Origin of the sequence: Massilia sp. TS11 (assembly GCF_022012445.1) — a bacterium.
GTDB lineage: Bacteria > Pseudomonadota > Gammaproteobacteria > Burkholderiales > Burkholderiaceae_D > Telluria.
The window spans coordinates 88,333-110,434 of record NZ_JAKLTS010000002.1; the positions used below are offsets into that span (position 1 = coordinate 88,333).

At 59.5% G+C, this 22,102-nt stretch carries 22 protein-coding genes; 9 read left to right on the forward strand and 13 right to left on the reverse strand.

Annotated elements, in window-relative coordinates; translation table 11 throughout:
• Nucleotide 1: 1 nt before the first annotated feature.
• Complete coding sequence (locus LZ005_RS03905) at nucleotides 2-406, reverse strand: nuclear transport factor 2 family protein (protein ID WP_237804899.1); 405 nt, start codon at nucleotides 404-406, stop codon at nucleotides 2-4.
• Between the two features lie 224 nt (nucleotides 407-630).
• On the opposite strand from LZ005_RS03905, the gene LZ005_RS03910 reads away from it, so the two are divergent.
• Nucleotides 631-1,065, forward strand: coding sequence for a hypothetical protein (locus tag LZ005_RS03910; RefSeq protein ID WP_237804901.1), 435 nt, complete (start codon nucleotides 631-633; stop codon nucleotides 1,063-1,065).
• Here LZ005_RS03910 and LZ005_RS03915 read toward each other — a convergent pair whose 3' ends face one another.
• Nucleotides 1,066-1,908, reverse strand: a complete 843-nt coding sequence (locus tag LZ005_RS03915; RefSeq protein WP_237804903.1) for an HDOD domain-containing protein — start codon at nucleotides 1,906-1,908, stop codon at nucleotides 1,066-1,068.
• Complete coding sequence (locus LZ005_RS03920) at nucleotides 1,905-2,258, reverse strand: hypothetical protein (protein ID WP_237804905.1); 354 nt, start codon at nucleotides 2,256-2,258, stop codon at nucleotides 1,905-1,907. Before LZ005_RS03920 ends, LZ005_RS03915 begins: the two co-directional genes overlap by 4 nt.
• A 115-nt stretch (nucleotides 2,259-2,373) precedes the next feature.
• Between LZ005_RS03920 and LZ005_RS03925 the strand changes: the two genes are divergently transcribed.
• The 4 genes from LZ005_RS03925 to LZ005_RS03940 all read left to right on the forward strand — a co-directional run bounded on the left by LZ005_RS03925 (nucleotide 2,374) and on the right by LZ005_RS03940 (nucleotide 5,840).
• A complete protein-coding gene (locus LZ005_RS03925; protein ID WP_237804907.1) occupies nucleotides 2,374-3,963 on the forward strand; it encodes a sensor histidine kinase in 1,590 nt (529 codons plus the stop codon).
• Nucleotides 3,964-4,026: 63 nt separating this feature from the next.
• Nucleotides 4,027-4,635: a glutathione binding-like protein gene (locus tag LZ005_RS03930; protein WP_237804909.1), complete on the forward strand. Its 609-nt coding sequence runs from the start codon at nucleotides 4,027-4,029 to the stop codon at nucleotides 4,633-4,635.
• Nucleotides 4,636-4,654: 19 nt separating this feature from the next.
• Nucleotides 4,655-5,488, forward strand: coding sequence for an N-acyl homoserine lactonase family protein (locus LZ005_RS03935; protein ID WP_237804911.1), 834 nt, complete (start codon nucleotides 4,655-4,657; stop codon nucleotides 5,486-5,488).
• A gap of 151 nt (nucleotides 5,489-5,639) precedes the next feature.
• A complete protein-coding gene (locus tag LZ005_RS03940) occupies nucleotides 5,640-5,840 on the forward strand; it encodes a hypothetical protein (protein WP_237804913.1) in 201 nt (66 codons plus the stop codon).
• A 51-nt stretch (nucleotides 5,841-5,891) separates the two neighbouring features.
• On the opposite strand, the gene LZ005_RS21600 is transcribed toward LZ005_RS03940, so the two are convergent.
• Nucleotides 5,892-6,026, reverse strand: a complete 135-nt coding sequence (locus LZ005_RS21600) for a hypothetical protein (RefSeq protein ID WP_269106490.1) — start codon at nucleotides 6,024-6,026, stop codon at nucleotides 5,892-5,894.
• 108 nt (nucleotides 6,027-6,134) lie between these two features.
• Nucleotides 6,135-7,553, reverse strand: a complete 1,419-nt coding sequence (locus LZ005_RS03945) for an amidohydrolase family protein (RefSeq protein ID WP_237804915.1) — start codon at nucleotides 7,551-7,553, stop codon at nucleotides 6,135-6,137.
• Nucleotides 7,554-7,672: 119 nt separating this feature from the next.
• On the opposite strand from LZ005_RS03945, the gene LZ005_RS03950 reads away from it, so the two are divergent.
• Complete coding sequence (locus tag LZ005_RS03950; protein WP_237804917.1) at nucleotides 7,673-8,371, forward strand: ABC transporter substrate-binding protein; 699 nt, start codon at nucleotides 7,673-7,675, stop codon at nucleotides 8,369-8,371.
• Here LZ005_RS03950 and LZ005_RS03955 read toward each other — a convergent pair.
• Together LZ005_RS03955 and LZ005_RS03960 are read right to left on the reverse strand one after the other, a co-directional pair.
• Nucleotides 8,352-9,170 carry an ABC transporter substrate-binding protein gene (locus LZ005_RS03955; RefSeq protein WP_237804919.1) on the reverse strand — a complete coding sequence of 273 codons (819 nt, stop codon included), beginning with the start codon at nucleotides 9,168-9,170 and terminating at the stop codon, nucleotides 8,352-8,354. The genes LZ005_RS03950 and LZ005_RS03955 overlap by 20 nt on opposite strands.
• A 58-nt stretch (nucleotides 9,171-9,228) precedes the next feature.
• A complete protein-coding gene (locus tag LZ005_RS03960; protein ID WP_237804921.1) occupies nucleotides 9,229-11,055 on the reverse strand; it encodes a DUF885 family protein in 1,827 nt (608 codons plus the stop codon).
• A 145-nt stretch (nucleotides 11,056-11,200) separates the two neighbouring features.
• Here LZ005_RS03960 and LZ005_RS03965 point away from each other — a divergent pair, with 145 nt between their 5' ends.
• Nucleotides 11,201-12,853, forward strand: a complete 1,653-nt coding sequence (locus tag LZ005_RS03965; protein WP_373889298.1) for a M28 family metallopeptidase — start codon at nucleotides 11,201-11,203, stop codon at nucleotides 12,851-12,853.
• 226 nt (nucleotides 12,854-13,079) lie between these two features.
• Nucleotides 13,080-13,706 carry a hypothetical protein gene (locus tag LZ005_RS03970; protein WP_237804925.1) on the forward strand — a complete coding sequence of 209 codons (627 nt, stop codon included), beginning with the start codon at nucleotides 13,080-13,082 and terminating at the stop codon, nucleotides 13,704-13,706.
• A gap of 98 nt (nucleotides 13,707-13,804) precedes the next feature.
• On the opposite strand, the gene LZ005_RS03975 is transcribed toward LZ005_RS03970, so the two are convergent.
• The 4 genes from LZ005_RS03975 to LZ005_RS03990 all read right to left on the reverse strand — a co-directional run bounded on the left by LZ005_RS03975 (nucleotide 13,805) and on the right by LZ005_RS03990 (nucleotide 17,866).
• Nucleotides 13,805-14,290 (reverse strand): cache domain-containing protein, encoded by a 486-nt coding sequence (locus LZ005_RS03975; protein ID WP_237804927.1) that lies wholly within the window; start codon nucleotides 14,288-14,290, stop codon nucleotides 13,805-13,807.
• 508 nt (nucleotides 14,291-14,798) lie between these two features.
• Nucleotides 14,799-15,899 (reverse strand): hypothetical protein, encoded by a 1,101-nt coding sequence (locus LZ005_RS03980; protein ID WP_237804929.1) that lies wholly within the window; start codon nucleotides 15,897-15,899, stop codon nucleotides 14,799-14,801.
• A gap of 1 nt (nucleotide 15,900) precedes the next feature.
• Entirely contained in the window at nucleotides 15,901-16,932 is a 1,032-nt protein-coding gene (locus LZ005_RS03985; protein ID WP_237804931.1) for a hypothetical protein, read from the reverse strand.
• A gap of 220 nt (nucleotides 16,933-17,152) precedes the next feature.
• Nucleotides 17,153-17,866: a recombinase family protein gene (locus LZ005_RS03990; protein WP_237804933.1), complete on the reverse strand. Its 714-nt coding sequence runs from the start codon at nucleotides 17,864-17,866 to the stop codon at nucleotides 17,153-17,155.
• Between the two features lie 716 nt (nucleotides 17,867-18,582).
• Here LZ005_RS03990 and LZ005_RS04000 point away from each other — a divergent pair.
• Complete coding sequence (locus tag LZ005_RS04000) at nucleotides 18,583-18,924, forward strand: hypothetical protein (RefSeq protein ID WP_237804935.1); 342 nt, start codon at nucleotides 18,583-18,585, stop codon at nucleotides 18,922-18,924.
• Between the two features lie 900 nt (nucleotides 18,925-19,824).
• Here the strand turns inward: LZ005_RS04000 and LZ005_RS04005 are convergent.
• Nucleotides 19,825-20,601, reverse strand: a complete 777-nt coding sequence (locus tag LZ005_RS04005; RefSeq protein WP_237804937.1) for a hypothetical protein — start codon at nucleotides 20,599-20,601, stop codon at nucleotides 19,825-19,827.
• Between the two features lie 455 nt (nucleotides 20,602-21,056).
• Nucleotides 21,057-21,989, reverse strand: coding sequence for a hypothetical protein (locus LZ005_RS04010; protein ID WP_237804939.1), 933 nt, complete (start codon nucleotides 21,987-21,989; stop codon nucleotides 21,057-21,059).
• Nucleotides 21,990-22,102: the final 113 nt, after the last annotated feature.

The following is a 22,102-nucleotide window of genomic DNA, read 5'->3' on the forward strand; positions in this document are numbered from 1 at the left end:
CTCAGCGCCCGGGCAGGCCGAGGGCGCGTCCCATCGCCTCGCCCAGGGCCAGCAGGCCGCTGGCCGGGCGAATCATCACTTCAAACGCGACGATGCGGCCATCGGGTCCGAACTGGATCAGATCGATGCCCTTCAACTGCTTGTCGCCGACGCGCGCCGCGAATTCCAGGCCGACATCGGCGTTTCCTGACTCAAACTCCCTCTCGTAACGGAAGTCCTCGAAGGTCCGCATCGCGGCCTGCAGGATGCGCACGACCCAGTCGGCGCCCTCGTAGGCCTGGTATTTCATGGGCGAGCGGAAACAAGCGGCCGGGTCCATCAATTCAGCCAGGGAACTGAAGTCGCGCGCGGCCACCATTGCATGCCAGCGCGACAGGGTCGCGGCGGCGGCGGGATGCAAGGCCATGGAGGTCTCCTCAAATGTGCGCCACGGCAGGTGGCATGGTGGTGAAATGCCCTTATTGCAAGTTTTCCAAGGATAGCTTGATTCGACACAAACCCGCCAGGACCCAGTTTGTTTGAATGGCAAGGCGGTCCCCAACATGAATTCGGGGAACTTACTCGGGTGGATATTGGTCTTTGACTACGTTCGCTCCCGAACTGTTTCAACCCAACCAATGAGGCAAAACCATGGCACACCATGCACTTTCATCTCAGGAAAGCTACAACCCCAACCATCTGCTGGACATTCTGCTCGGCAAGATGCAGTTGAAGAACGACGCCGCCCTCTCGCGCGCGCTCGAAGTGGCCCCGCCGGTGATCAGCAAGATCCGCCACCACCGCCTGCCGGTCGGCGCGTCGCTGCTGATCCGCATGCACGAGGTCACGGGCATGAGCATCCGCGACCTGCGCGACCTGATGGGCGACCGCCGCACCAAGTACCGCCTGTCCGATGCGCAAGGCCGGCCGAAACCCGGCGACGTCAACGCCCAGGCGGCCGGCAAACCCGTGCAGAGCGCCAGCCCGACGGCCGACACCATGGCCAGCGCCGGCCACACCCGCACCGACCCGGCCGCGCAGGCGAATGATGCCGGCAATGACGTGAAGCCGGATACGCGCAACTGATCAGGCCAGCAGGACGGCGGCGATCTCGCCGTAGTGCAATTCCGTTTCGCGGAAGATGTGCAGGTAGGTCGCCTCGTCCAGGCCCATGGCCGTCCAGGCCACGCCCGACACCGGCGGCACCAGTTCGTCGCTGTCGTGGGCCAGATCCAGACCGTGCACAATGGCATTGGCCACGTGCACGATCGCAGCCAGAAAGCCGGCGCCCTGCCGGTCCGGCCCATGATGATTGGCAATTGCGCTGATCATCGTTTCCGAAAAATGCCAATGCTCGGCCAGACACAGCCCGGCCACCACGTGGTCGAGGCCGAGCACCGCATGTTCGGCCTCGAGCAGGAACAGGTCGTGCGCGGCGCGGTGCTCGAGCACCTCGGCATAGTCGTCGGGGAAGCAGGTGACCAGCACCAGGCGGCCGATATCGTGCAGCAGGCCGGCCGTGAACGCATAGTCCTGGTTGAATTTCAGATGGCGCGCCAGCACCCGCGCGGCGCAGGCGGTGGCGATCGAGTGGCGCCAGAAGCCGCGGTCGTCGAAGCCGCGGCAGCGCCCGTGCGGGAAGCAGCCGGTCAGCGCGGCCGTCATCACCAGATTGCGCGTGGCCTGAAAGCCGAGGTAATTGATGGCCTGCTGGATGGTCGTCACCTTGACCTGCAGGCCGTGCGAGGCGGAGTTGGCCATGCGCAGGGTCTTGGCCGTCAGCGCCTGGTCGTAGGACACTTTCTTCGCCAGCGTCCCGATATCGACGTCTTCCTGATCAATGCTATTGAGCAGGTCCATGACCACGGCCGGCAAGGTCGGCAGGTCGTCCAGGTGGGCCATCACATCGGCCAGGGCAAGTTGGCTCATTGTTCGGGCGCCTTTTCCGTGCGAAAGTCCGTCAGATAGCGCCACAGGATGCCGGTGGCCCAGTCCATGTCGGCGTCGGGATCGTGTTTGCGGAAGAGGTGGGCCAGCCGCGTTTCCATCACGGCATGGCCCTCGGCGTCGGCCGCTTCCGGCGCAGCGCCGTCGGCCGGCGGGTCCTGCACCACGGCCACCGTGTGCACCTGATGGCGCGCCAGCGAGGCGATCATCGGGACCGTCAAGACGGTGCCCGCGGCCAGCAGAATGGCGCCGTTGTTATCCTGCACCTCGTCCGACAGCACCATACCGGGCCGCAGTTCGGCCAGGGCCAGTTGGTGGTAGAGCTTGCTCATAGGCGCCTCCGTGGTTGCAGTGATCTTAGCAAACTTTTCCCTTCACTTGCCAAGACGCAAGCGTTCTTTTACATTGACAGAAAAAGACCGCAGCGCACAGAGCGCGGGAGGGGTGATGTTCAGTATTCAGAATCGTCTGAAGCTGTTATTTGTGGTGATCGTCACCCTGGTGCTGGCGATCTCCGGTAGCTACACGCAATACTCTCTCGGCAAGGACCTGGAAGCGAGCAATCAGCGCCTGCGCCAGGGCGTGCTCACGCGCCTGCAGATCAGTCTGCCCTCGGCCCTGTGGGACCTCGACAAATCCAAAGTCGACAGCATCGTCGAAGCCGAAATGCTGCCGCCCGAAGTGGTGGCGATCCGTGTGTACGACACCTCGGTGGGCCTGTTCGCCGGCAAGATGCGCGGCGCGGACGGCAAGCTGGTGCCGATCGCCCAGCCGGCCGCCGAGCCGGGCGGCACGCCGGTCGAAGCCAGCCTGGTGTTCCAGGACGGCGGCTCGGCCAGCGCCGCCATCAAGCCGGTGGTGGTCGGCAAGGTCGTGATCAATTTCAGCCGCGCCCAGATCGAGGCGGCCCTGGCCTCCGAACTGACGCGCAAGGTGGTCGAGGTGCTGCTGCTCGACATCATCCTGGTGTTCGCGCTCTCGCTCTCGCTGCGCGTCGTGTTCGAGCCGCTCAAGCAGCTGCGCGACGGCCTGTTCGACCTGGCCACGCGCGGCTCGGAGGAAGTCGGCGAACTGCCCGAAGACCGCAAGGATGAGCTGGGCGAGGTGATCCGCGGCTTCAACCAGATTCAGCGGCGTCTGAAGACCATCATCCAGCGCATCCGCGAGGCCGAGGACCAGGCCCGCAAATCGGCCCAGGAGACGGCCAAGGCCCTGCAGGACCTCAAGCAAACCCAGGAGTCGCTGCTGCAGGCCGAGCGCCTGGCCTCGCTCGGCGGCCTGGTGGCCGGCGTCGCCCACGAAATCAACACCCCGGTCGGCATCGCCCTGACCTCGGCCTCGGTGCTGAAGTCGGCCACCGACGAGGTGCAGACGGCCGTCAATGCCGGTGGCGTCAAGAAGTCGGACATCCTCAAATACCTGGAGACGGCCAGCGAATCGAGCCGGCTCATCATGAACAACGCCTACCGCGCGGCCCACCTGATCCACAGCTTCAAGCAGATCGCGGTCGACCAGACCAGTGAGGTGCGGCGCCCGTTCGCGCTCAAGGAATATGTGGAAGAGGTGGTGGCCAGCCTGCAGCCGAAATTCAAGAAGTCGCCGCTGCGCGTGGTGCTGGCCTGTCCGCCCGATATCGTGCTCGACAGCTTCCCCGGCGCCTTCGCCCAGGTCATCACGAACCTGACGCTCAATTGCGTCGAGCATGCGTTTGAAATCGACACCCCGGGCACGATCCAGATCAGCGCCCGCCTCGACGGCGACATCGTCGAGATCCACGTCGACGACGACGGCAAGGGCATCGCCCCGGATGTGCTGGACCGCGTATTCGATCCCTTCTTCACCACGCGGCGCGGCCAGGGCGGCACCGGCCTGGGGCTGAACATCGTCTACAACCTGATCGTCAAGCAGTTCGGCGGCACGATCAGCGTCAGTTCCACGCTCGGCCAGGGCGCCCACTTCACGCTGCGCATCCCGCGCGTGACGCCGACCGAGACCGGTCAGGCCGATCCGCTGGCAGCGCCGGCGGGCGCCGCTTAGGGCGTCCTGCAATTCCGCACAAATCGGAGTAGACTTCGCGCCCTGAGCTTTTCAAGGACGCGTATGAAACTGTATTTCTCGCCGAGCGCCTGCTCGCTCGCCCCGCATATCGTGGCCCAGGAACTGGGTCTGCCGCTGGACCTGGTCAAGGTCGACCTGGCCAGCAAGCGCCTGCCCGACGGCAGCGACTTTTGCGCCATCAATCCCAAGGGCTATGTGCCGGTGCTGGAATCGGCCAACGGCCAGCGGGTCAGCGAAGTGCCGGCCGTGCTGCAATGCCTGGCCGAGCAGGCCGAGGCGACCAGCCTGCTGCCGGCCCCGGGTGATCCGCGCCGCTACGAGGTGCTGAGCTGGCTGGCCTTCATCAACAGCGAAATCCACAAGCCCTACGGCCCCCTGTTCACCCCGGGCGCCAGCGCCGCCGAGAAAGACGCGGCCCGCGCCAGCCTGCGCAAGCGCCTGGCCTACGTCGACCAGGTGCTCAGCGCCCAGGACTACCTGACCGGCGCCAGCCTGTGCCTGGCCGATCCCTATCTGTACGTGGCCGTGCACTGGTCGCAGTGGGTGCAGTTCGATCTGACGCCGTGGCCCGCGCTGGCCGCGTTCATGGCGCGCATGGCAGCGCGCCCGGCCGTGCAAGCGGCCATGCGCACTGAAGCTTCCTTCTCCTAACCGCAACAGAAAGGACATCATGCAGCTCCGTTCCCTGATCGCAGGCCTTGGCCTGCTGGCCGGCCAGGCCATGGCCGCCGACGCCACCGCCCTCAAACTCTATGTGTTCGACTGCGGCATCGTGAATGTGTCGGACATCTCCGTGTTCAGCCCCGGCGTCGACGTGGGCAAGCCCAAGACCCTGGTCGACAGCTGCTACCTGGTGGTGCACCCGAAAGGCACGCTGATCTGGGACACCGGCTTCAATGACGCCCTGAACGCCCAGTCGGACGGGGTCAAGCCCTCGCCGCTGTTCCACATCAAGATGCCGAAGACCCTGGCCGGCCAGTTCGCCCAGATCGGCATCGAGCCGAAGAACGTCACCTATCTCGGCCTGTCGCACATGCACTTCGACCATATCGGCAATGTCGGCCTGTTCCCGAACTCGATCCTGCTGATGCAGAAGGAAGAGTACGAGTCGGCTTTCGGTCCCGATGCGCGCAAGTACAACAACGACCCGGCCACCTATCCGACCCTGAAGGCCAATCCCGTCAAGCAGCTCAGCGGCGACCTCGACGTGTTCGGCGACGGCAGCGTGACCATCAAGCGCATGCTCGGCCATACGCCCGGCCACCAGGCCCTGTTCGTCAAGCTGCCGAAGACCGGCAATCTGCTGATCTCGGGCGACCTCGTGCATTTCACCGAGAACTGGGAACGCAAGGGCGTGCCGAGCTTTAACTTCGACAAGGAGCAGTCGGTCAAGACGATGGAAGCGGCCGCGCAGTTCCTGAAGGACAACAAGGCGACCCTGTGGATCCAGCATGATGCGGCCCAGAACGCCGGCATCAAGCACGCGCCGGCCTACTACGATTAAAGCACTGGCCCGCGCGGGCAGAATTGGCTATTATTGCGTATCGACAATTAGTATTTCCGGTTGTTATTTATTTTTAACCAAGTATGTATTTTTTACAGCTTGGTCTAGAATAGATTATTAGCGCAATTCTTTTGATTTTGGTGAAGCCAGTATGGACAAGGATCTGTTGAAAGGCTTGGCGATACTGCTCGGATTGGTGGGCGCAGTGGCGGTGATCTTCGTGATCGTCGCCGCTTCGACCCCCGATAAGGCCCAATGCATTGCCGACTCACTCAAGTCGGGCGTGCCGGTCGCCAATATCAAACGCGTTTGCCGTTTGGTGGAAACGCGCCCCGGGGCGCCGGGCGGCTGATCGCTGCCGGGCAGTCTGGACAAAAAAAATCCCGCGACATGCGGGATTTTTTTATTGCGTCTCGAGTTGCTGAACGAGACTGGCGCAGTAAGGATCGGACAAATCGATCGGCCCCATCAGCTCATCATCGGCATCGATGCGGGATGAGGAAAACAGGTTCTGGAAGAAGTCGACGATGCGCTGCATGATTATGTTCCTTTAAGCTTGACCACCATGATGCAAGCAAGCGCATCACGTCTTCAAGCCTAAAGACAAATTGTTACAGCGCGGTGTCCTTTCTTACATCTGCTGTGCTTACTCAAGTCCGACCCGCCCCTTTGTGGCGGAAAGGATACGCGCCCGGTCGTAGGCCACGCCGGCCTTCATGGTCCAGACGATCGGCGGCCAGGCGCGCGCGCCGGCGGCCAGGCTGCCCTTGAACAGAATCAGGTCGGCGCGCTTGCCGGCGGCGATGCTGCCGACCTCGGCCTCACGGCCCAGATAGCGGGCGCCGTTCCAGGTCGATACCTGCAGGGCCTGGGCGCGGCTCAGGCCGGCTTCTTCGAGCAGTTCGACCTGGCGCAGATTTGAGTAGCCGGGCACCACGCCGCCATAGCCGGTCGGGTCGGTGCCGGCCAGCAGCAGGCCGCCGGCGTCGAAGAATTGCTTCTCCCAGGCCATGGCCTTCGGCAGCAGGGCCGTGTAGCCATTGCCGGGCGCATTCGCGCGCTCGCTGTAGCCACGCAGATAGCCCTCGCGCAGCTCGGGCGTGAGCAGATCGAGGGCGCCGGCCGGGGCCAGCGGGCGGCCGCCGGCGAAGGTTTCGAACACGGTCAGCGTCGAGGTCAGCGCGACCTTGCGTGCGATCAGCTGCTGCTGCAGGGCGCGCATGGCCGGGCTGTCGAGCGGGAGCGCGTTCAGGCTGGCCAGCATGCGCTGCGGGCTCGGACATTCGTCGGGCTTCTTGTCGGCGACGAAATCGCTGGCCGCGAAGAAGCCGTGTTCAAGATTGTCGATGCCGAGCGCGGCCGCCTCCGCATAGGTGACCCCGCACAGATGGGCCGTGACCTTCTGGCCGCGCGCATGGGCGCTGCGGATCAGGGTGCCGAGCTGGGCGCGGCGCAGCGTCATATAGGCTTTGTAGTTGGTGGCCCCTTCCTGGGTCCAGTAGGCGGCCATGCGTTCGACCTGCTGGTCGGAATCGACGCGCGGCACCTGGCTGACGAAGCGCTCGGGCCCGTTGAAATAGGGTGCCGTCACGTCCATGTCGGGGCCGATCGCGAGGCCGGCCGCAATGTCGCGCTTGAGGTTCAGGTCGGCAAACGGGCTCATCGAGCCGGCCGTGCGGATCGTGGTGGCGCCGCCGGCCAGATACAGGGCCGGGAAGCTATTGAACATCGCCCCATAGGAACCGCGCACGAGCGGGTAAAACAGGTGCTCGTGCACCATCACGAAACCCGGTGTGAGGCTGTGGCCGCGCCCGTCCTGACGCACGGCGCCATCGGGAATGGCGACCTGGCCGGCCGGGCCGACGGCGGCGATGCGGCCGTCGCGGATCAGGACCGTGGCATCGGCCAGGGGCGCGCCGCCGCGCCCGTCCCACAGCTCGACATGTTCGATCGCCAGCAGCTTGTGCTCGAAGGCGACCAGTTCCTGCAGGGCGGGCGGCAGGGCCTGGGCGGGCAGGGCGCTGGCGAGCAGGGCGCCAAGCAGAAGGGAAGCACAACGCGGCATGGGATCCTCGGTCAGGGGCGATGCGCGATTCTAACGCGAAAAGTTTGATGCAATTTCATACCGACGTGGCGCGCAGGCTCTTGGTATGATGCGCTTATTGGTAGCTAGACTGATCAAACATGTTGTTACGCTCTGCCGCCGGCCTCGTCTTGCTGGCTTGCCTGCACAGCGCCGGCGCCGAGCCGGTGTTGCGCCTGGTATCGCCCACGCCGCTCGACAATCCGATGACCCAGCACCTGCGCGAGATCCTCGATACCGCCGCCGGCCGCGCCGGTATCGGCATCAGCCTGACCTACAACCCGCCGGCGCGCGCGCTGATGGCGTTCAAAAGCGGCCAGTTCGATGGCGACATCGCGCGCGCCCGCAATTTCAATGACGAGATGCCCGAGGCCGTGCGCGTCGAGCCGGCCCTGACCTATGGCGAATTCCTCGCCGTCACCACCTCCGAGACCCTGCACCCGCGCAGCTGGCGCGACCTCAAACCCTATCGCATCGCCTATATGCGCGGGGCCAAGGCGGTCGAATCGAATACGCGCGAGGTGGCCGCGCGTGAAGTGGTCGGCTCCTACGAAGCCTGTGTCGGCATGGCCAAGCTGGGCCGGGTCGATGCCTGCGTCGGCCTGGCCAGCGTGCTGAGCCTGGTGCCGGAGCTGCGCGATCCCAGCCTGCGCATCGTCCGCTTCGAGCGCGAGGCCAGCTATCTGTGGCTGGCGCCGCAGCACCGCGAGCTGGCCCAGCGCCTGGGCAAGGTGCTGCAGAAGATGGAAAGCCAGGGCCTGCTGCGCGTGCCGGCCACGCTCAGCGCCGGCGGACACTGACGGCCAGCACCTCGGGCGGGTAGTAGCGCTTGTAGGCATCCCACACCTCGTCGGTACGGAAATGCTCGCGGAACTGGTGGGCCAGGTAGTCGCGTTCAGCCGCGTTCAGGCTCGTCAGCGACAGATAGACGCCGCTGGCGCGCCAGCCCAGTTCACGCAGGGCCGTCATGCGCAGGCGCGGCAGGGCGGGCGCGGTGCGGCTGTCGCTCTTGATCGCGTGGGCCAGGCTCATCGGTGTGATCAGGGCGACGTCGGCCATCCCGGCCGTGAGCAGACGCGCCACATGTTCGGGATCGTTCTCGCGGTAGAGGCGGCCCTGCAGCTCGAGCTGGTGCACGGCGTTCTGGTAGGCCTCGCCATAGTCATTGCCGCGCACCACGGCCACGCGCACTTCCTTAAGACCGAGCAGCTCATCGAGGCTGTGCACGCTGGCATACGCCTTGTCGAGTGAGAGCAGCATGGCGCGCGTTTCCATCAGCGCCACAAAGCTGCCGAGCTGATCGCGCCGACGCGTCTGGCTGGCCGGGGCCATGATGTCGGCGCCGCCGGCCGCGAACAGGGCCTCGAGCCGCGCCTGCGGCACCACCGAAGTTTTGAACTGGCAGCCGGTGCGGTCGCTGATGCGTTCGAGCAGGCGCGGATAGATGCCGCTGACATGCTCGCCCTCGACGATGACGCTGACGCCCAGCGGCGCCAGCGGCACGTTCAGCGGGCGCGTGCAGCCCGCCGCCCAGGCCGGCACAGCGGCGGCCGCCAGCAGGGCGGCGCACAGCAGTCGGGGCAGGCGGGACGGGCGCATGGGCAAGCGAGCATCGTGTTGGAAAAGATGCTCCATTGTACGCCCTATTTCCAAAAAGCTATTTTGTGCGGGCGATCCAGGCGTCCACGCGCGCTTCGAGGATGGGCAGGGGCAGGGTGCCGTCGCCGATCACCACGGCATGGAAGGCCGGGTAGCTGAACTTCGGACCGAGCGCCTGCTGGGCCCGCTCGCGCAGTTCCAGGATCTTCAGCGCGCCGATCTTGTAGCTGAGCGCCTGGGCCGGCCAGACCATGTAGCGTTCGATCTGGTTGCGCGCCCGCGCCTCGCTCGCGCCCAGGGTCTCCATCGCATAGGCGATGGCCTTCTCGCGGCTCCAGCCGAGCGCGTGCATACCGGTGTCGACCACCAGGCGCACGGCGCGCAGCATTTCCGCGTTCAGGTGGCCGTAGTAGGCGACCGGGTCTTCATACAGACCGAATTCCTTGCCCAGGGTTTCCGAGTACAGGGCCCAGCCCTCGGTGTAGGCGGCGTTGTTCTGGTTTTCGGTGCTGAACTTGCGGAAGTCCGGCAGCGGCAGTTCCTTCAGCAGGGCCGCGTGCAGGTGGTGGCCGGGCACGCCCTCGTGCAGCAGCAGGCTGACCATGCCCACCCGGCTGTAGTCCTTGGGATCGTTCACGACCGGCCAGAACACGCCCGGATGGGAGCCGTCGGCGGCTGGCGGCGTGTAGTGGTCGGAGGCGGTGGCGCGCGTCAGTTCCGGCTCCAGTTCGAGCGCCAGGCGCGCCTTCGGCAGCAGGCTGAAATAGGCGGGCAGCTTGGCGTCGACCACGCCGTAGATCTGGCGGTAGGCGTCCAGCACCTCGGCTTCGGACTTGAAGGGCTTGTAGGCCGGATTGGCGCTGACCCATTGCGGGAACTGGGCCAGCGGGCCGCTGTAGCCCATGCGCGCGGCCACGTCGGCCAGGCTGCGCTGGATGCGCGCCACTTCCTTCAGACCGAGTTCGTGGATCTGCTGCGGCGTGAGCTTGAGATTGGTGCTGTCGGTGATGCGCGCCTGATACCAGGCGGCGCCATTGGGCAGGGCGCTCCAGCCGGTGCTGGCGCGGCTGGCGGCCAGGTAGTCGGTTTCGATGAAGGCGACCAGGCGGTCGAGCGCCGGATTGAGCTTGGCCACGGCATCGCGGTAGCCGCGCGTCAGGCGCGCCTTGTCGGCCGCGCTGAAGCTGGCCGGCAGGCGCAGCACCGGCGAGTAGTAGATGCTCTTTTCCGGCGTGGCCGCGCGCAGGGCCTGGAACTGCGGCAGCATGGCCTGGGTGATGGCCTTGGGCTGGACGATGCCCTGGCGGATGCCTTCCTTCATATTCACCAGGGCCTGATCGATCCACACGCTGAGCGCGCGCACGCGCTTCAGATAGGCCTCGTACTGGGGCACAGTCTGCAGCGGCTGCGAGCCGGTGCCGCTGGCGTAGTTGGCCAGGGTGCTGGGCACATTGTCGAACTGGTTCAGCGGCAGCAGGTGCTCGGGGAAGGGCGCGAGCGCCAGCGCGGCATCGAGCTCGTAGGCCAGGAGGTCATAGGTCAGCTGATCCTGCGGCGCCAGCGTGGCGCGCGCCAGCTTGTGCAGCTGGTCCTGCATCTTGCGGTAGAGCGCGAACTGGCGCGCCCGCACGGCCGGCGAAATGGCCAGGCCCAGTTGATCGTCGTAGCGGCTGTCGCCGTTGGCGGTCGCGAACAGCAGCGGATCGAACTTGGCGCGCGCCACGTGGAAGCGCGCGGCCAGCTGGTCGAGCTGCTGCTTGGCCGGCGACACGGCCTGGGCGGCCGGCGCGGCGGCCTGGGCGGGCGTCAAGACAGCGTTCAGGCACAGCAGGCTGGCGGCGATGGCGGTGGCACGCAGGGGCCACAGCAGACGGGAAGCGTTCATGCGGAATCCTCGGGATGCAAAGGCTGACAAGGATACCCCACAAATCTGCGGGCAAGCGAGTAAGATAGCGGGCGGTCCGCGGCGGCCTTGCGAGGCGACCACAAGCACCGTGGACTCAGACATGACCCTTACCAAGGAGCCCGTAGTGAAGAAAGTCCTGTTGTCCACGCTGATCGTCGCCGCCTTCGCGGCACAGGCGCAAACCGCGCCCAGCTTCGCGCCCGCCCAGCTGTCCCAGCATGTAAAGATCCTCGCCTCCGACGAATTCGAAGGCCGCGCCCCGAATTCGGTGGGCGAAACCAAGACCGTCAAATACCTGATCGACCAGTTCAAGGCGGCCGGCCTCAAGCCCGGCGGCGACCTTGTGCACGGCAAGCGTGGCTGGACCCAGGATGTGCCGCTGGGCCGCTTCGACATCGAAGGCCCGCTCACACTGACGCTGCACAGCGGCGACCAGACCCTGAGCCTGAAGCAGGGCGAAGACGTGGCCTTCCGCGCCGCCATGACTGGCGCCAAGCGCGTCGACTTCGACAAGGTGCCGCTGGTATTCGTCGGCTACGGCGTGGCCGCACCCGAGCGCCAGTGGGACGACTTCAAGGGCATGGACCTGAAGGGCAAGCTGGCCGTGGTGCTGATCAACGACCCCGACTTCGAAACCGGCCAGGGCGACTTCGGCGGCAAGGCCATGACCTACTACGGCCGCTGGACCTACAAATACGAAGAGATGGCGCGCCGCGGCGCGGTCGGTACCATCATCGTGCACGAAACGGCGCCCGCCTCGTATGGCTGGAACACGGTGAAGAACTCGAACACCAACACCATGTACGACATCGTGCGCAAGAACCCGAAGGAAGCGCACGCCCCGGTGGAAGCCTGGATCCAGCGCGATCTGACGGTCGACATCTTCAAGCGCGCCGGCCTCGATTTCGAAGCCCTGAAGAAGCAGGCGCAGACGCGCGACTTCAAGCCGGTCGAGCTGAAAGGCGTGAGCCTGAGCGCGCACTACGCCGTCAAGGCCCAGGTGATCAAGTCGAAGAATGTGCTGGCGCGGATCGACGGCAGCGAGCATCCGGAGCAGACCGTGATCTACTCGGCCCACTGGGACCACCTTGGCGTCGGCCAACCTGACGCCAAGGGCGACAAGATCTACAACGGCGCCGTCGACAATGCGACCGGCACTGCCGCCCTGCTGGAGCTGGCGCGCGCCCACGCCAAGCAGCAGCCGGCGCCCAAGCGCAGCATCGTGTTCCTGGCTGTGACGGCCGAAGAGCGCGGCCTGCTCGGCTCCGAGTACTACGCGGCCAACCCCGTGTATCCGCTGGCGACGACGGTCGGCATGATCAACATGGACGGCTTCAGCCCGCACGGCCCGGCGCGCAACTTCACCATTTCGGGCAGCGCCAAGCTCGATCTGCTCGATGCGCTGGTGGCCAAGGCCAAGCAGTGGAACCTCAGCTACTCGCCGGACCCGTATCCGGAAGCCGGCCACTTCTTCCGCAGCGACCACTTCCCGATGGCCAAGCGCGGCGTGCCGGCCATTTCGTATGGCAGCGGCGACGATCTGGTCGACGGTGGCAAGGCGGCCGGCAAGGCCCTGGACGAAGCCTACATCGAGAAGAACTACCACCAGCCGTCCGACGAGTGGAGCGCCAGCTGGCCCTTCACCGGCGTGGCGCGCGACCTCGAGCTGCTCTACGGCCTGGGCCGCGACCTGGCCAATGGCAGCAGCTGGCCGAACTGGGCGAGCGACTCCGAGTTCCGCGCCGAGCGTGACAAGAGCGCCGACAAGCGCAAGTAATCGCCGCGCCTGACACCACCACCGTCCGCAACGGACGGTGGTGGTCCTGTTTTGTGCTCTCCTAAGCGCGCCATCTTTTGTGCTTTGTAGGATTTGCGCGATGCGCGCGCCGCGAATCTGTTGCAACAACGGATGGGATCACCCAGAATCGCCAGCGTGTTTGATTCAGGAGGCCAGAAAGCTGGCGTGCACGACGATGCCAGTGGCCCGCAGAGAGCGAATGTAGATGGGTTATCACCTCATTATCCGTCGCCCCGACGGTTCTATCGCCGCGCATTACGCGGACACGTTTGAAGGTCTTTGCCAATTCGATGGCATTACGTCCGACGCCATCATTTATCAGGCGGCGCCCGAGTGGAAGCCGTCTATCGTCGGTGCCCACGCGTCCTACAATTTGCTGGCGCAAGACTGGTACCGTGCGGGCATTCGCGCGCAATGGCAGTTTTTTGAAGAGGCCAAGCAGGCGAATCTGATACCGGAAAAAATCAGCCAGGACCCGGAGTCGTTTGAGGCTTATACGGCCGCCGCCAATATGCGGATCAAGCGCGGTGATTTTCTGCTACGGCGAAAGAATATCGAAGTAGAGGTCAAGTGCCTGACGCTCTACGCCGACAACTACTATCTGCCCTACGCCCATATCAAGGCCCACGAGAACATGCAGGCCCTGTCCGCCGTGCCCGTGTGGTTTGCCATTTATGCGCGTAACGGCGATTGCCCGGTGCCCGATTCCTTGCAGATGGTGTCCGTGAACGCCATCCTTTCGCAGAACAATGGCCTCGTCAGTTATGACACTCAGAGCCAATGTCTGGTGGTGCCGCGGCATATGACGTCGGCGGGTTTCAGCGGCATCTGATGAATGCGCGTGCAGATCAGAAGCCTGGATTGTGCGGGACTTGTGAAGTTCTTCAAAAGATTGCCTTTTGCGTCCCTTCACAAGTTCGAAGCTAATTTCTACTTCACGAAGTAAGTTCCCACACACACCATCGTATCGCCTGCGCCACGTTCGCAGTACGATTTCTTCCATTCATAGCCTTGGCTGTTCGGATTGGTGAATTTATAGGGACCGTAGACGCCTTTCGACGACGCCTTGACCATGTCGATCATCCCCTTGATGAATGCGTTACCGTCGTAGTCTTTTAGGCCGATGAGGTTTTTGCCAACCATGCGGGGATTGGCGCCTTGCGCCAGGCAATTGCCCTCGAAGTCGTAGACAAAAACGTAAAGATCGCGGTCTTTGAATGCACCATCCGGGTGTTCCGTGAAGACTTTATAGGCCTTTTCCGGGCCGGCCGATTTAATCAGCGCAACCGCCTTTTTCACCATCTCGACGGCTTCTTGCTCCGTGCCGCGCTCAGCCGCGAAAACGCTCATGGGCGCTGCGGCGACAAGCATGGCGACCGTCACTGCCCTTGCCAAGGATTGATATTTGAATTGCATTTCCCGTCTCCTAGAAAGTGACTCAAATTGTTATTACCGCGTATCGTGTGTTGCGCATAGGCTACCAAATGCCTAAGAAGTATCTCTGATACGTACAGGACGGTCAAATCGCATTTGCGCATGTGGTAGGGACGGGTGTCGGCCTGGGCAACGCTGGATAGGGATCGCCGCTGCTAGTTATGGACAAACCGGTGGCGAGAGAGGGTCAGGCATTTGCAGCCAGATGTCACACAAAGCGCATCCGGCCCAAATGAAAAAGCCGTTGATCCTTACGAATCAACGGCTTATCGAATATCTGGTGGTGATAGCTGGACTCACATCGATCCACACCAAGAAACATAACCATTTGATTCTTAAGAAATTTGTTTGCTATTTGGTGTCGAGACTTAGCCAAATGTGCATCACCTCAGTGATGCACCTGAGAAAACCAGAGCGCTAGTATATGAGAGATTTGATGTAGCCGCTGGCGACCCGCATGCCCTGGGCGCGAGCGTGGGAAATTCTGCGCTTAATCCAATTCAAGTTCCAGACACTTCATTGCAATTGCTTCTACGTCGGCCATGAGAGACGTTAACGCATCGTTGCCATCCTGGTGTTCCTCGAAAATTGTTGAGGATGTCCCGCCATGCGCGATCGAACAGCGCAACTTATAGAAACGAACAACCGCTTTCTTATAGGTTCCTTGCATTTTATAAAGGGGTTCTTCGCTAGCGCTACGCTCAATGGAATGTATGAACCGATTTTGCGCAGCCAGGAGGACATCGAACTGGGCATTGAAAGGTTCAAATGCCGGAATCAGATCGTTCTCTTCGGCAAGAGCATTCAGTTGATTCATTTCGCTCTGCAGGCTTTTTTCTGCCTCTTTTACGGCGTTCTTTGCGTCGATATCGAAGGACTGGATAAAACGTTTCTTTATATTCGTCAGGTAAGCGTTCTCGACAATACGGTAGAACGATAGGAACCTCCACTTGGGATGCATCTCAGCCACGGCCTCTGAGAGTAACTTCGTCTTAGAAAGTGTGTTAAGCACTTCGGAAGACTTGACCGTAATACTCGATGCAAGTTCGATAAGCGAGCTTGCAACGGTTATGCGGGGCAATTCGGCATGTTCAATCTTGAAAATGGCAGCAATCAACCGTCTCAGGTTGGCTGAATTAAGGCCAGGATCACGTGGGCAAGCAATGAGCGCATGGCCGCTAAGCACGCTTCGCCAATTTACGCGTTCCGGGTTATTCCAAAGTTTACCTTGCCATTGTCGTTGGTCAGCGACTAGAAAATGCAATATCAGAGACTCCAAATCAGTCGGCACCGCGAGAACATCGTGCAGGTTTCCTTGTGACTGCTCCAGGTTTCCGAGCAACCATACATGAGAAGTCCACCCTTCCGACTGAACTGCGGAATACCTCCATTTCTCAACAGGGGCAACACATCTTGCAATCTCAACGTCGTAAGCGGTTGCTAACGATTCCAGCGCGGCAGCTCGACTTTCCTCACTTGCCAGAAGGCCATCAAGGCGGTCATCGTATTGAAAGTCTAGGCGGTCAAGAAACTGTTCGAACGTCGTTCCTTGCCCCAGCTGGAAATATTGGCAGAAAGGGGTGGGTAGCATATTACGCTTTGCTCGCAGCTGCTATTTGCCAACATTCCTCCATGGGTGTGTCACCGCCATCGCGGATAAATTCCTTGAAGGCCACGAATACCATCTCTCGGGTCGCTACGCCGACGTTTTCCTTTGAAGAGTCAATCCCCTGGCGTAGTCGTTCAAAAGTCGATACAGCGATGGCATCAGCACCATTCAACTTGACCTGGTCCAAAAGTTCAGTGAGCGATGGCCAAAGGCGCTTTGATAATTTTTCACTGCGCTCAAGTGAACCGACCGCTGCGGCGATGCCCAGAAGCGCCGTTTCATTACCCAAGAAATGAAGATGGTCGGCGCCGACAGCTAAATCTAGCTCGACGAGCCAGTTGACAAATTTTTTGAAACCATCTTCTGCTGGGCCTTCTCCGTCATTTCCGGCGCCGGCACTGTTTCCGAGCACATTGATGGCAGAATCAGCAAGTAACTCCTCCATAACGGTGTTCCGCAAGTCAAGGTTTGGTTGGCCCTGCAGCCATGCCTGAAGAGCCTGCGCGAGCTTCGACAGCGAGAATTGTCCAGGCTGAGCACGTCGGCGAGCGTCATTGGCCCGGAATATCGACAGATGCGGTATGTCAGCAAGGTCATCGACAAGTTTCGAGCTTAGCACCTCGACCTGTTGTTTTACAGACATTGGACGCTGACCGGCGTTTAACAACAACATCCGGTACGCAACTGCGCCGAACGGAATATTCAGCCACACCTCGATCCGAAGCGGACGGCCCAAAAACTGTTCAAGCGCGTCATCGGCTAGTTCGGCGGCTGTCTGCCTGAGTGCATTCGTCCGCTGCAATCCGTCGATGATGTAGACTTGCGGCGCTGTAAGGCACGAAAGCGCTTCTGAGAGACCCGCGAGATCTGTGTCAGCGAAGTAGTCTGCGGGCGCACGGCGCAATTCGAGCGTCACCGCTAACACGATAGGAGGGAGAACGCAACCCCGTTTTAAGTCACTTCTCAGCGTTGCATACGCCTTCGTTCCCTTAATGATCCCTCGTTGGATACTCAAGTTCTCTTCTGCGCCCGCAGTCAGTGCCAGGAAATCTCTGTAACTGCATTTGGCAGACACACAATAGGATAGCAGGCGGTCATCTCGATCTACTGCGATTGCGGATATGGTAAGTGGCATATCGAGTTAACTATAAAGGTGGATTCAATAGCATTTGAAGCATTTTGCCTGCCTTATGGATTTCCCACAACGATACGAGGATTTCCAAGAAAGACCGGATTCACGGCGTTTGATCTGCGGTCTTCGGGACATGCAAACGCCTAATGAGACGCTGTAGCTGGACTAGGGACCAGTTGCAGCCGTTGACTGTGCGAATCCCGAGGTTGTTCAGTTCCGTAACCATCTGGCGCTGCGACAGGCGGCGCAGCTTAAACCCCTCAATCTGGCCGCGCATTTTTTGTGCGAAGCCGTCAGCAGCCGCCTGACGCATTTCGATGTTGGGCCGGAGGTTAGCAGCACCAGCGGCACCGAGACGCATTCCGCGAGCCTTAGCGGCCTTCAAAGCGTCCTTGGTGCGCTCGCTGATCCGCTTGGCTTCGTGCTCTGCGAATGCAGCCATTATGTGAATGGTTAGGTCGTTCGCTTCTGGCATGTCACACGCGACAAACGTAACTGCATTCCTACCGTTGCCCTTCGCCGTCTCCATTAAGCCGGTGATAAAGTGTACATTGCGGGCCAGGCGGTCGAGTTTCGCGATCAACAACTTCGCGCCTGACTTCCGGCAGGCTTCTAGCGCCGCACGAAGCTGCGGCCTCTTCGTTAGCGCGTCGGCGCCTTTACCCGTTTCAGTCTCGATAAACTCCCCAATCAATTCGGATGCGCCGGCGCCCAGGTAGCGGGCCACGGTTTCCCTTTGCGCTTCAAGTCCGAGACCGGAGGCGCCTTGCTTCTGGGTACTCACGCGGTAGTAGGCAATGTACTTAATCGGTTCCATGAACTGCTCCTTGAATGCTGACTACGTTACAAGATGTTCGTTTAATGTGTAGTCCTTGTGCCCTTCGGAAGACAGGTTGAGGCAATACTTTCAACGTCTTTGTGGAAAGGCTAGCGACTTCGATCCGCGAAGCCTGATCGCGGTATGTGCTGGCCAACATCGCCGGTCGGATGCATAACTTCTTGCCTTTTAGCTGCGTCTACAAGCTCGCTAGCATTTGAATTCTGCTTCCAAGCAGTATCTTCAAGATTTCGCTTTACAGTGCTGTTGACGTCATCATCCCTGATCGGGCGTTTTGCTCGACAAGAGAGGGAGCCAGACAGGATGTCTTTGATTGCATTGAGATGTTAAACAATCTGCAACGCCGACATTGTTTCAATGTAAAGCTGTCACCAGAGGAGTTTGAAAAGCGGCATTCCTTACTGCTGCAGAGTGTCTAGCAGAGCGGTGGCGATTCAATTTCTAAACGCGACCAAACCAGTCTCAGAATCATCGGCGTGTTTCCCCTAACTGTTCTCAAAAGGAGGTTGTGAGAAGAGTGTTTTAAGATGTAATTACAATGCATCTTTATAAGTCAATGATTTTTAAGTGGAAAAAACTCGCACAAATCCAACGATCGATCTCTAACATTTGGAATGCCATTTGGCAGTGCTGTCGAGGACAGCCAGTATCTGAGCAGATAAAAATGGCTCCCTTAACTAATGAAAGGATCAAAAATGGATATCAAAATCAAACTGTCGGACGAGAGTGTTGATTGCATCGAAAAAATGTGCGAACTGTTTGCACTTGATGAGCACATGAACGGGGTTGCGCCAACGATTCCCAAGATTGTGAGCAACACAATTGAAGCAGCCAAATCAGAGTGGGCAGAGCTGCTTGGGTTGGTAAACGAGCATCCTGAACTGAGGGCAGATGCGAAGGAAATCCTGTTGACACTCTATCGTGAACCGCTTACTGCCCGCATCAAGCAAATCGCTCCGCCTGGCTATGAAATGCTTTCTGAGCGTCGTCGCGCCGCCGGTGGCAAGTCAATGGTTGCGACCGAACAGTCCGCATAAACACGTTCAATTCGCTATCGTTAAGAGCTGATGGGGACTATGTCCCCATCTTATTCACGGTGGTTCCCTCCATTCCGACGAGTCAAAGTCCTAGGAGATTTTCTTCACTTTGTAGGGGTAGCGTCCGTCAACTTCGGGAAAAAAATGTAGGTCCTTATACTTCGAGCCGAAGCTGCTCAATATTCGTCCTTCTGAAAGCGTTTTGAGATGGAAAAACTCAAGTATAGGAATTGAATTCGACCTTTTCCTAAAGCGTCTATGTGAAAAACTGTACGGGAAGCGTAGGGCGCGTTTGGGCATCGTCTAATGTCTGTGCAACGTACGTTCCCGAACAACGCTTCCTTCTTCGCGTAGACGCATCATTTGGTATTCGCCTTTCGTGATGAAGGGTGCCTAAGACTTATTTTCGAAATGGCTACCAGATTATTCGGCAGACTCCACCTGGTATTGGAGCTGACTCACGCCGCGTCAAAGCCGCAGCGAACTGCCTGATTGCGCAAAACCGATTGCTGTATTGATTGTTTAAATACGGCAGACACGCCCTTGAGGTAGGGCCGATCGGGCATACTCCTAGAAGGATTCTCAACTGCTGAGAGGACACTGTTCCTCAAATTCCGGCAGGAATTCGCGATCCTTATAGTAGGCCTTGACACCCGCAACACTTAGCGTTCGCGCGGGCGTTTTCATGCGATTTCTTTGAAAAAAATGAAATTGAATTTAGCCCTTACCTAAAGCCTTTATGCGAAACTTAGTACGAGAAATGTACGACCTAAGTACGACCTATTTCGTGCATTTTTTGTTCTTATAGATCAGAACGCATCTATAAGAATAGTTGGGAAAGATGAGTGCAGATCCTTATACATGACGAGGAAGTGCGGACGGGCAAACAAACTTAGAGCGCTAGTAGCAGGCATCTTTCTCGATGTTTTTGACAGTAATGGAGGGCCGCCGCCCGAGATCACGGAGCAGTTCGGCCTGAAAGTCAATGGCCTCTGTTACCTGATTGAATATGTGTTCGCCTCCTTCGTAAACGAAATCAGCGTAAAGCGTTGAGGAAATCTCAGCTCCAGAGGGCGCAGCACGGTAGCATGCAACAAGGACATCCTGGCAGAGTTGACCGCAGGCGATGGAAAGGTCTATCCCCAGGCCCTGCTTCCGAATTCCTGCATGGACATATACCAAGACTAGTTCATGAAAAATCGAAATCGCTTTCCTTTCTGGTTCCCGAGTCAGAAATACTGAAAGGTCCAAGAAGCCAAGTACCTCGTCTTTGTCAAACGCAACAAGGACAATACCCTGCCCTTCTACGCGACTACCGTCGTCGCTATCAACCCAAGACGACCATTTGAGATCGTATTTTTTCCCCAAGGCATAGGTAAGAGAGATCTCTTCTTTGGGGCGGTAGGTAATTTGGGCTTTGCGAAGCTCACGGCGAAGTCGGACGTACGAGAACTGTATTGGATTGGCGTGTACAGATGTGACTGGGCGCAGCCGCTCAATTTTGTCGAGATAATCTTCGACAATTTGTTCATCGGTGCCAATCCGCCAAATCTCCTGGCTACGATCTTCGGCACAAACATTGGTTGCGAAACTTAGCCCCTTTTCAGTCATTTGTGTGCGAAGGCCCGAGAAGTGTTCAGGTTTCAAAAGTGGGCGTGAACGTTTGGTCGAGGGCATTCAAAAATCTCGCTGGAAAAATTGAGTTGGGTGTACCTGGCTTCAATAAAGAACGCGCCGAAATCAGTGCGCAAAATCCGTTGGTTCCACTGGCCTCCAAGTCAGACGTGGCGCTTCACTGAATCTATAAATCGGCAACGTCTATTCAATCAAAGCTCCAAAGCAGAGTGATGTCTGGCGGTACGAGCAGTTAATGTGTAATTCGAGTCGTTGTCAACAAAAAAACTCAATAAAATCAACTGTTTAAGTCACTTCTGACTGATGTGTCTGCGACCTTCATAGCGCGGCGCTGACATTGCGAGAGCAGACGAGCTTCGCAGCGAAACCGGTCGCCTGCATGCGTGTGTGATGTTGAAAAGGGGTGTGTCGAGTGACGAAGATTTATCAACCACTCGAGCGAAGAAGCAACGTGGATGGAATTGAGGATCGAGCGGTCCCCGCCGCTCGAAGAAGTGTCAATCGATAGCCGTTGACGATGCGATGGTCAATTTGCGCCGTTCGAGACCGCTAAGCTTTTTCCCAAGGTCGGAAAGCGCGTTACCAAAGGCACGATTGACAAGAGGATTCGCTTGAAGAGTCAGGTCCTTTGGCGTTCGCATAGACCATGCTGCGCCTCGTTGACTCCACATCTCGGATGGCTTGCCTTTGTAGCCCTTGCCTACGAAGAACGCCTTGCCGCACGACTTTCGAAGGTCTTTCCCAAACTTGGCAATATCTGCAATGGTGTCCAGGCCAACATGCGCCGGAACTTCAAGCGTTAGTTCGATTCGCAAGAAATATCGTGCTATGGGCTTGCCCTGATCTATCGTCTTCAAATAAACCTTGAGATCAAAGCCGAGGCGAGAGCAAGAGTTATACAAGATAGTGGTTAGCGGAGCGGCGCGAGAGGCCGACGCAACCGTGTAGGCACCTTTGTCGAGGTCAAAGTATTTCCGCTTGGCGCCGCCGCCAAATCCTGGATGCACATGCGGTGCGAGGCAGTGGTGCAGTTGTTCTTTCAGCCCACGGAGTAGGTAGATGTCATTCGATTCTGGGGGCAAAAATACATCAATTGCTATTTCGACCTTTGCGACATGATCACGGCCATGAAATTGCATAAGGTACCGAAGGTCTCGCGCTGTTGGATCGTGAATGGAAACCGCATTCGGGATGTCGTTGCGTCCTTTGACTGTACCTTCAAGCTTCGCTTTGAGGGTCGTTCGCGTGGCCGAGTCGAGTCCTCCAGGCCTTTGCAGATCAAGCACGTCGATTTTTGCCCGAGGCGAAAGAAATGGCGTCAGATCGACTTGGGTGCGATCAAAGTCTGGCAAATCACGGACGAGTTGCTCTGCTAGGCGGAGTTCAAATGCCGCGCTGTCGTCGAGTTTGGCGATTCTGAGTGCTTTCATAACGGGCTAAAACAGGTGGATTCTGAGGCGTCTGAACCGGTCGAATGGCGTCCATTTCAGTCATTGCTGACTGATAATAGTCAATTCTCGTTTTAGCGACTTGTGAGGTTGGT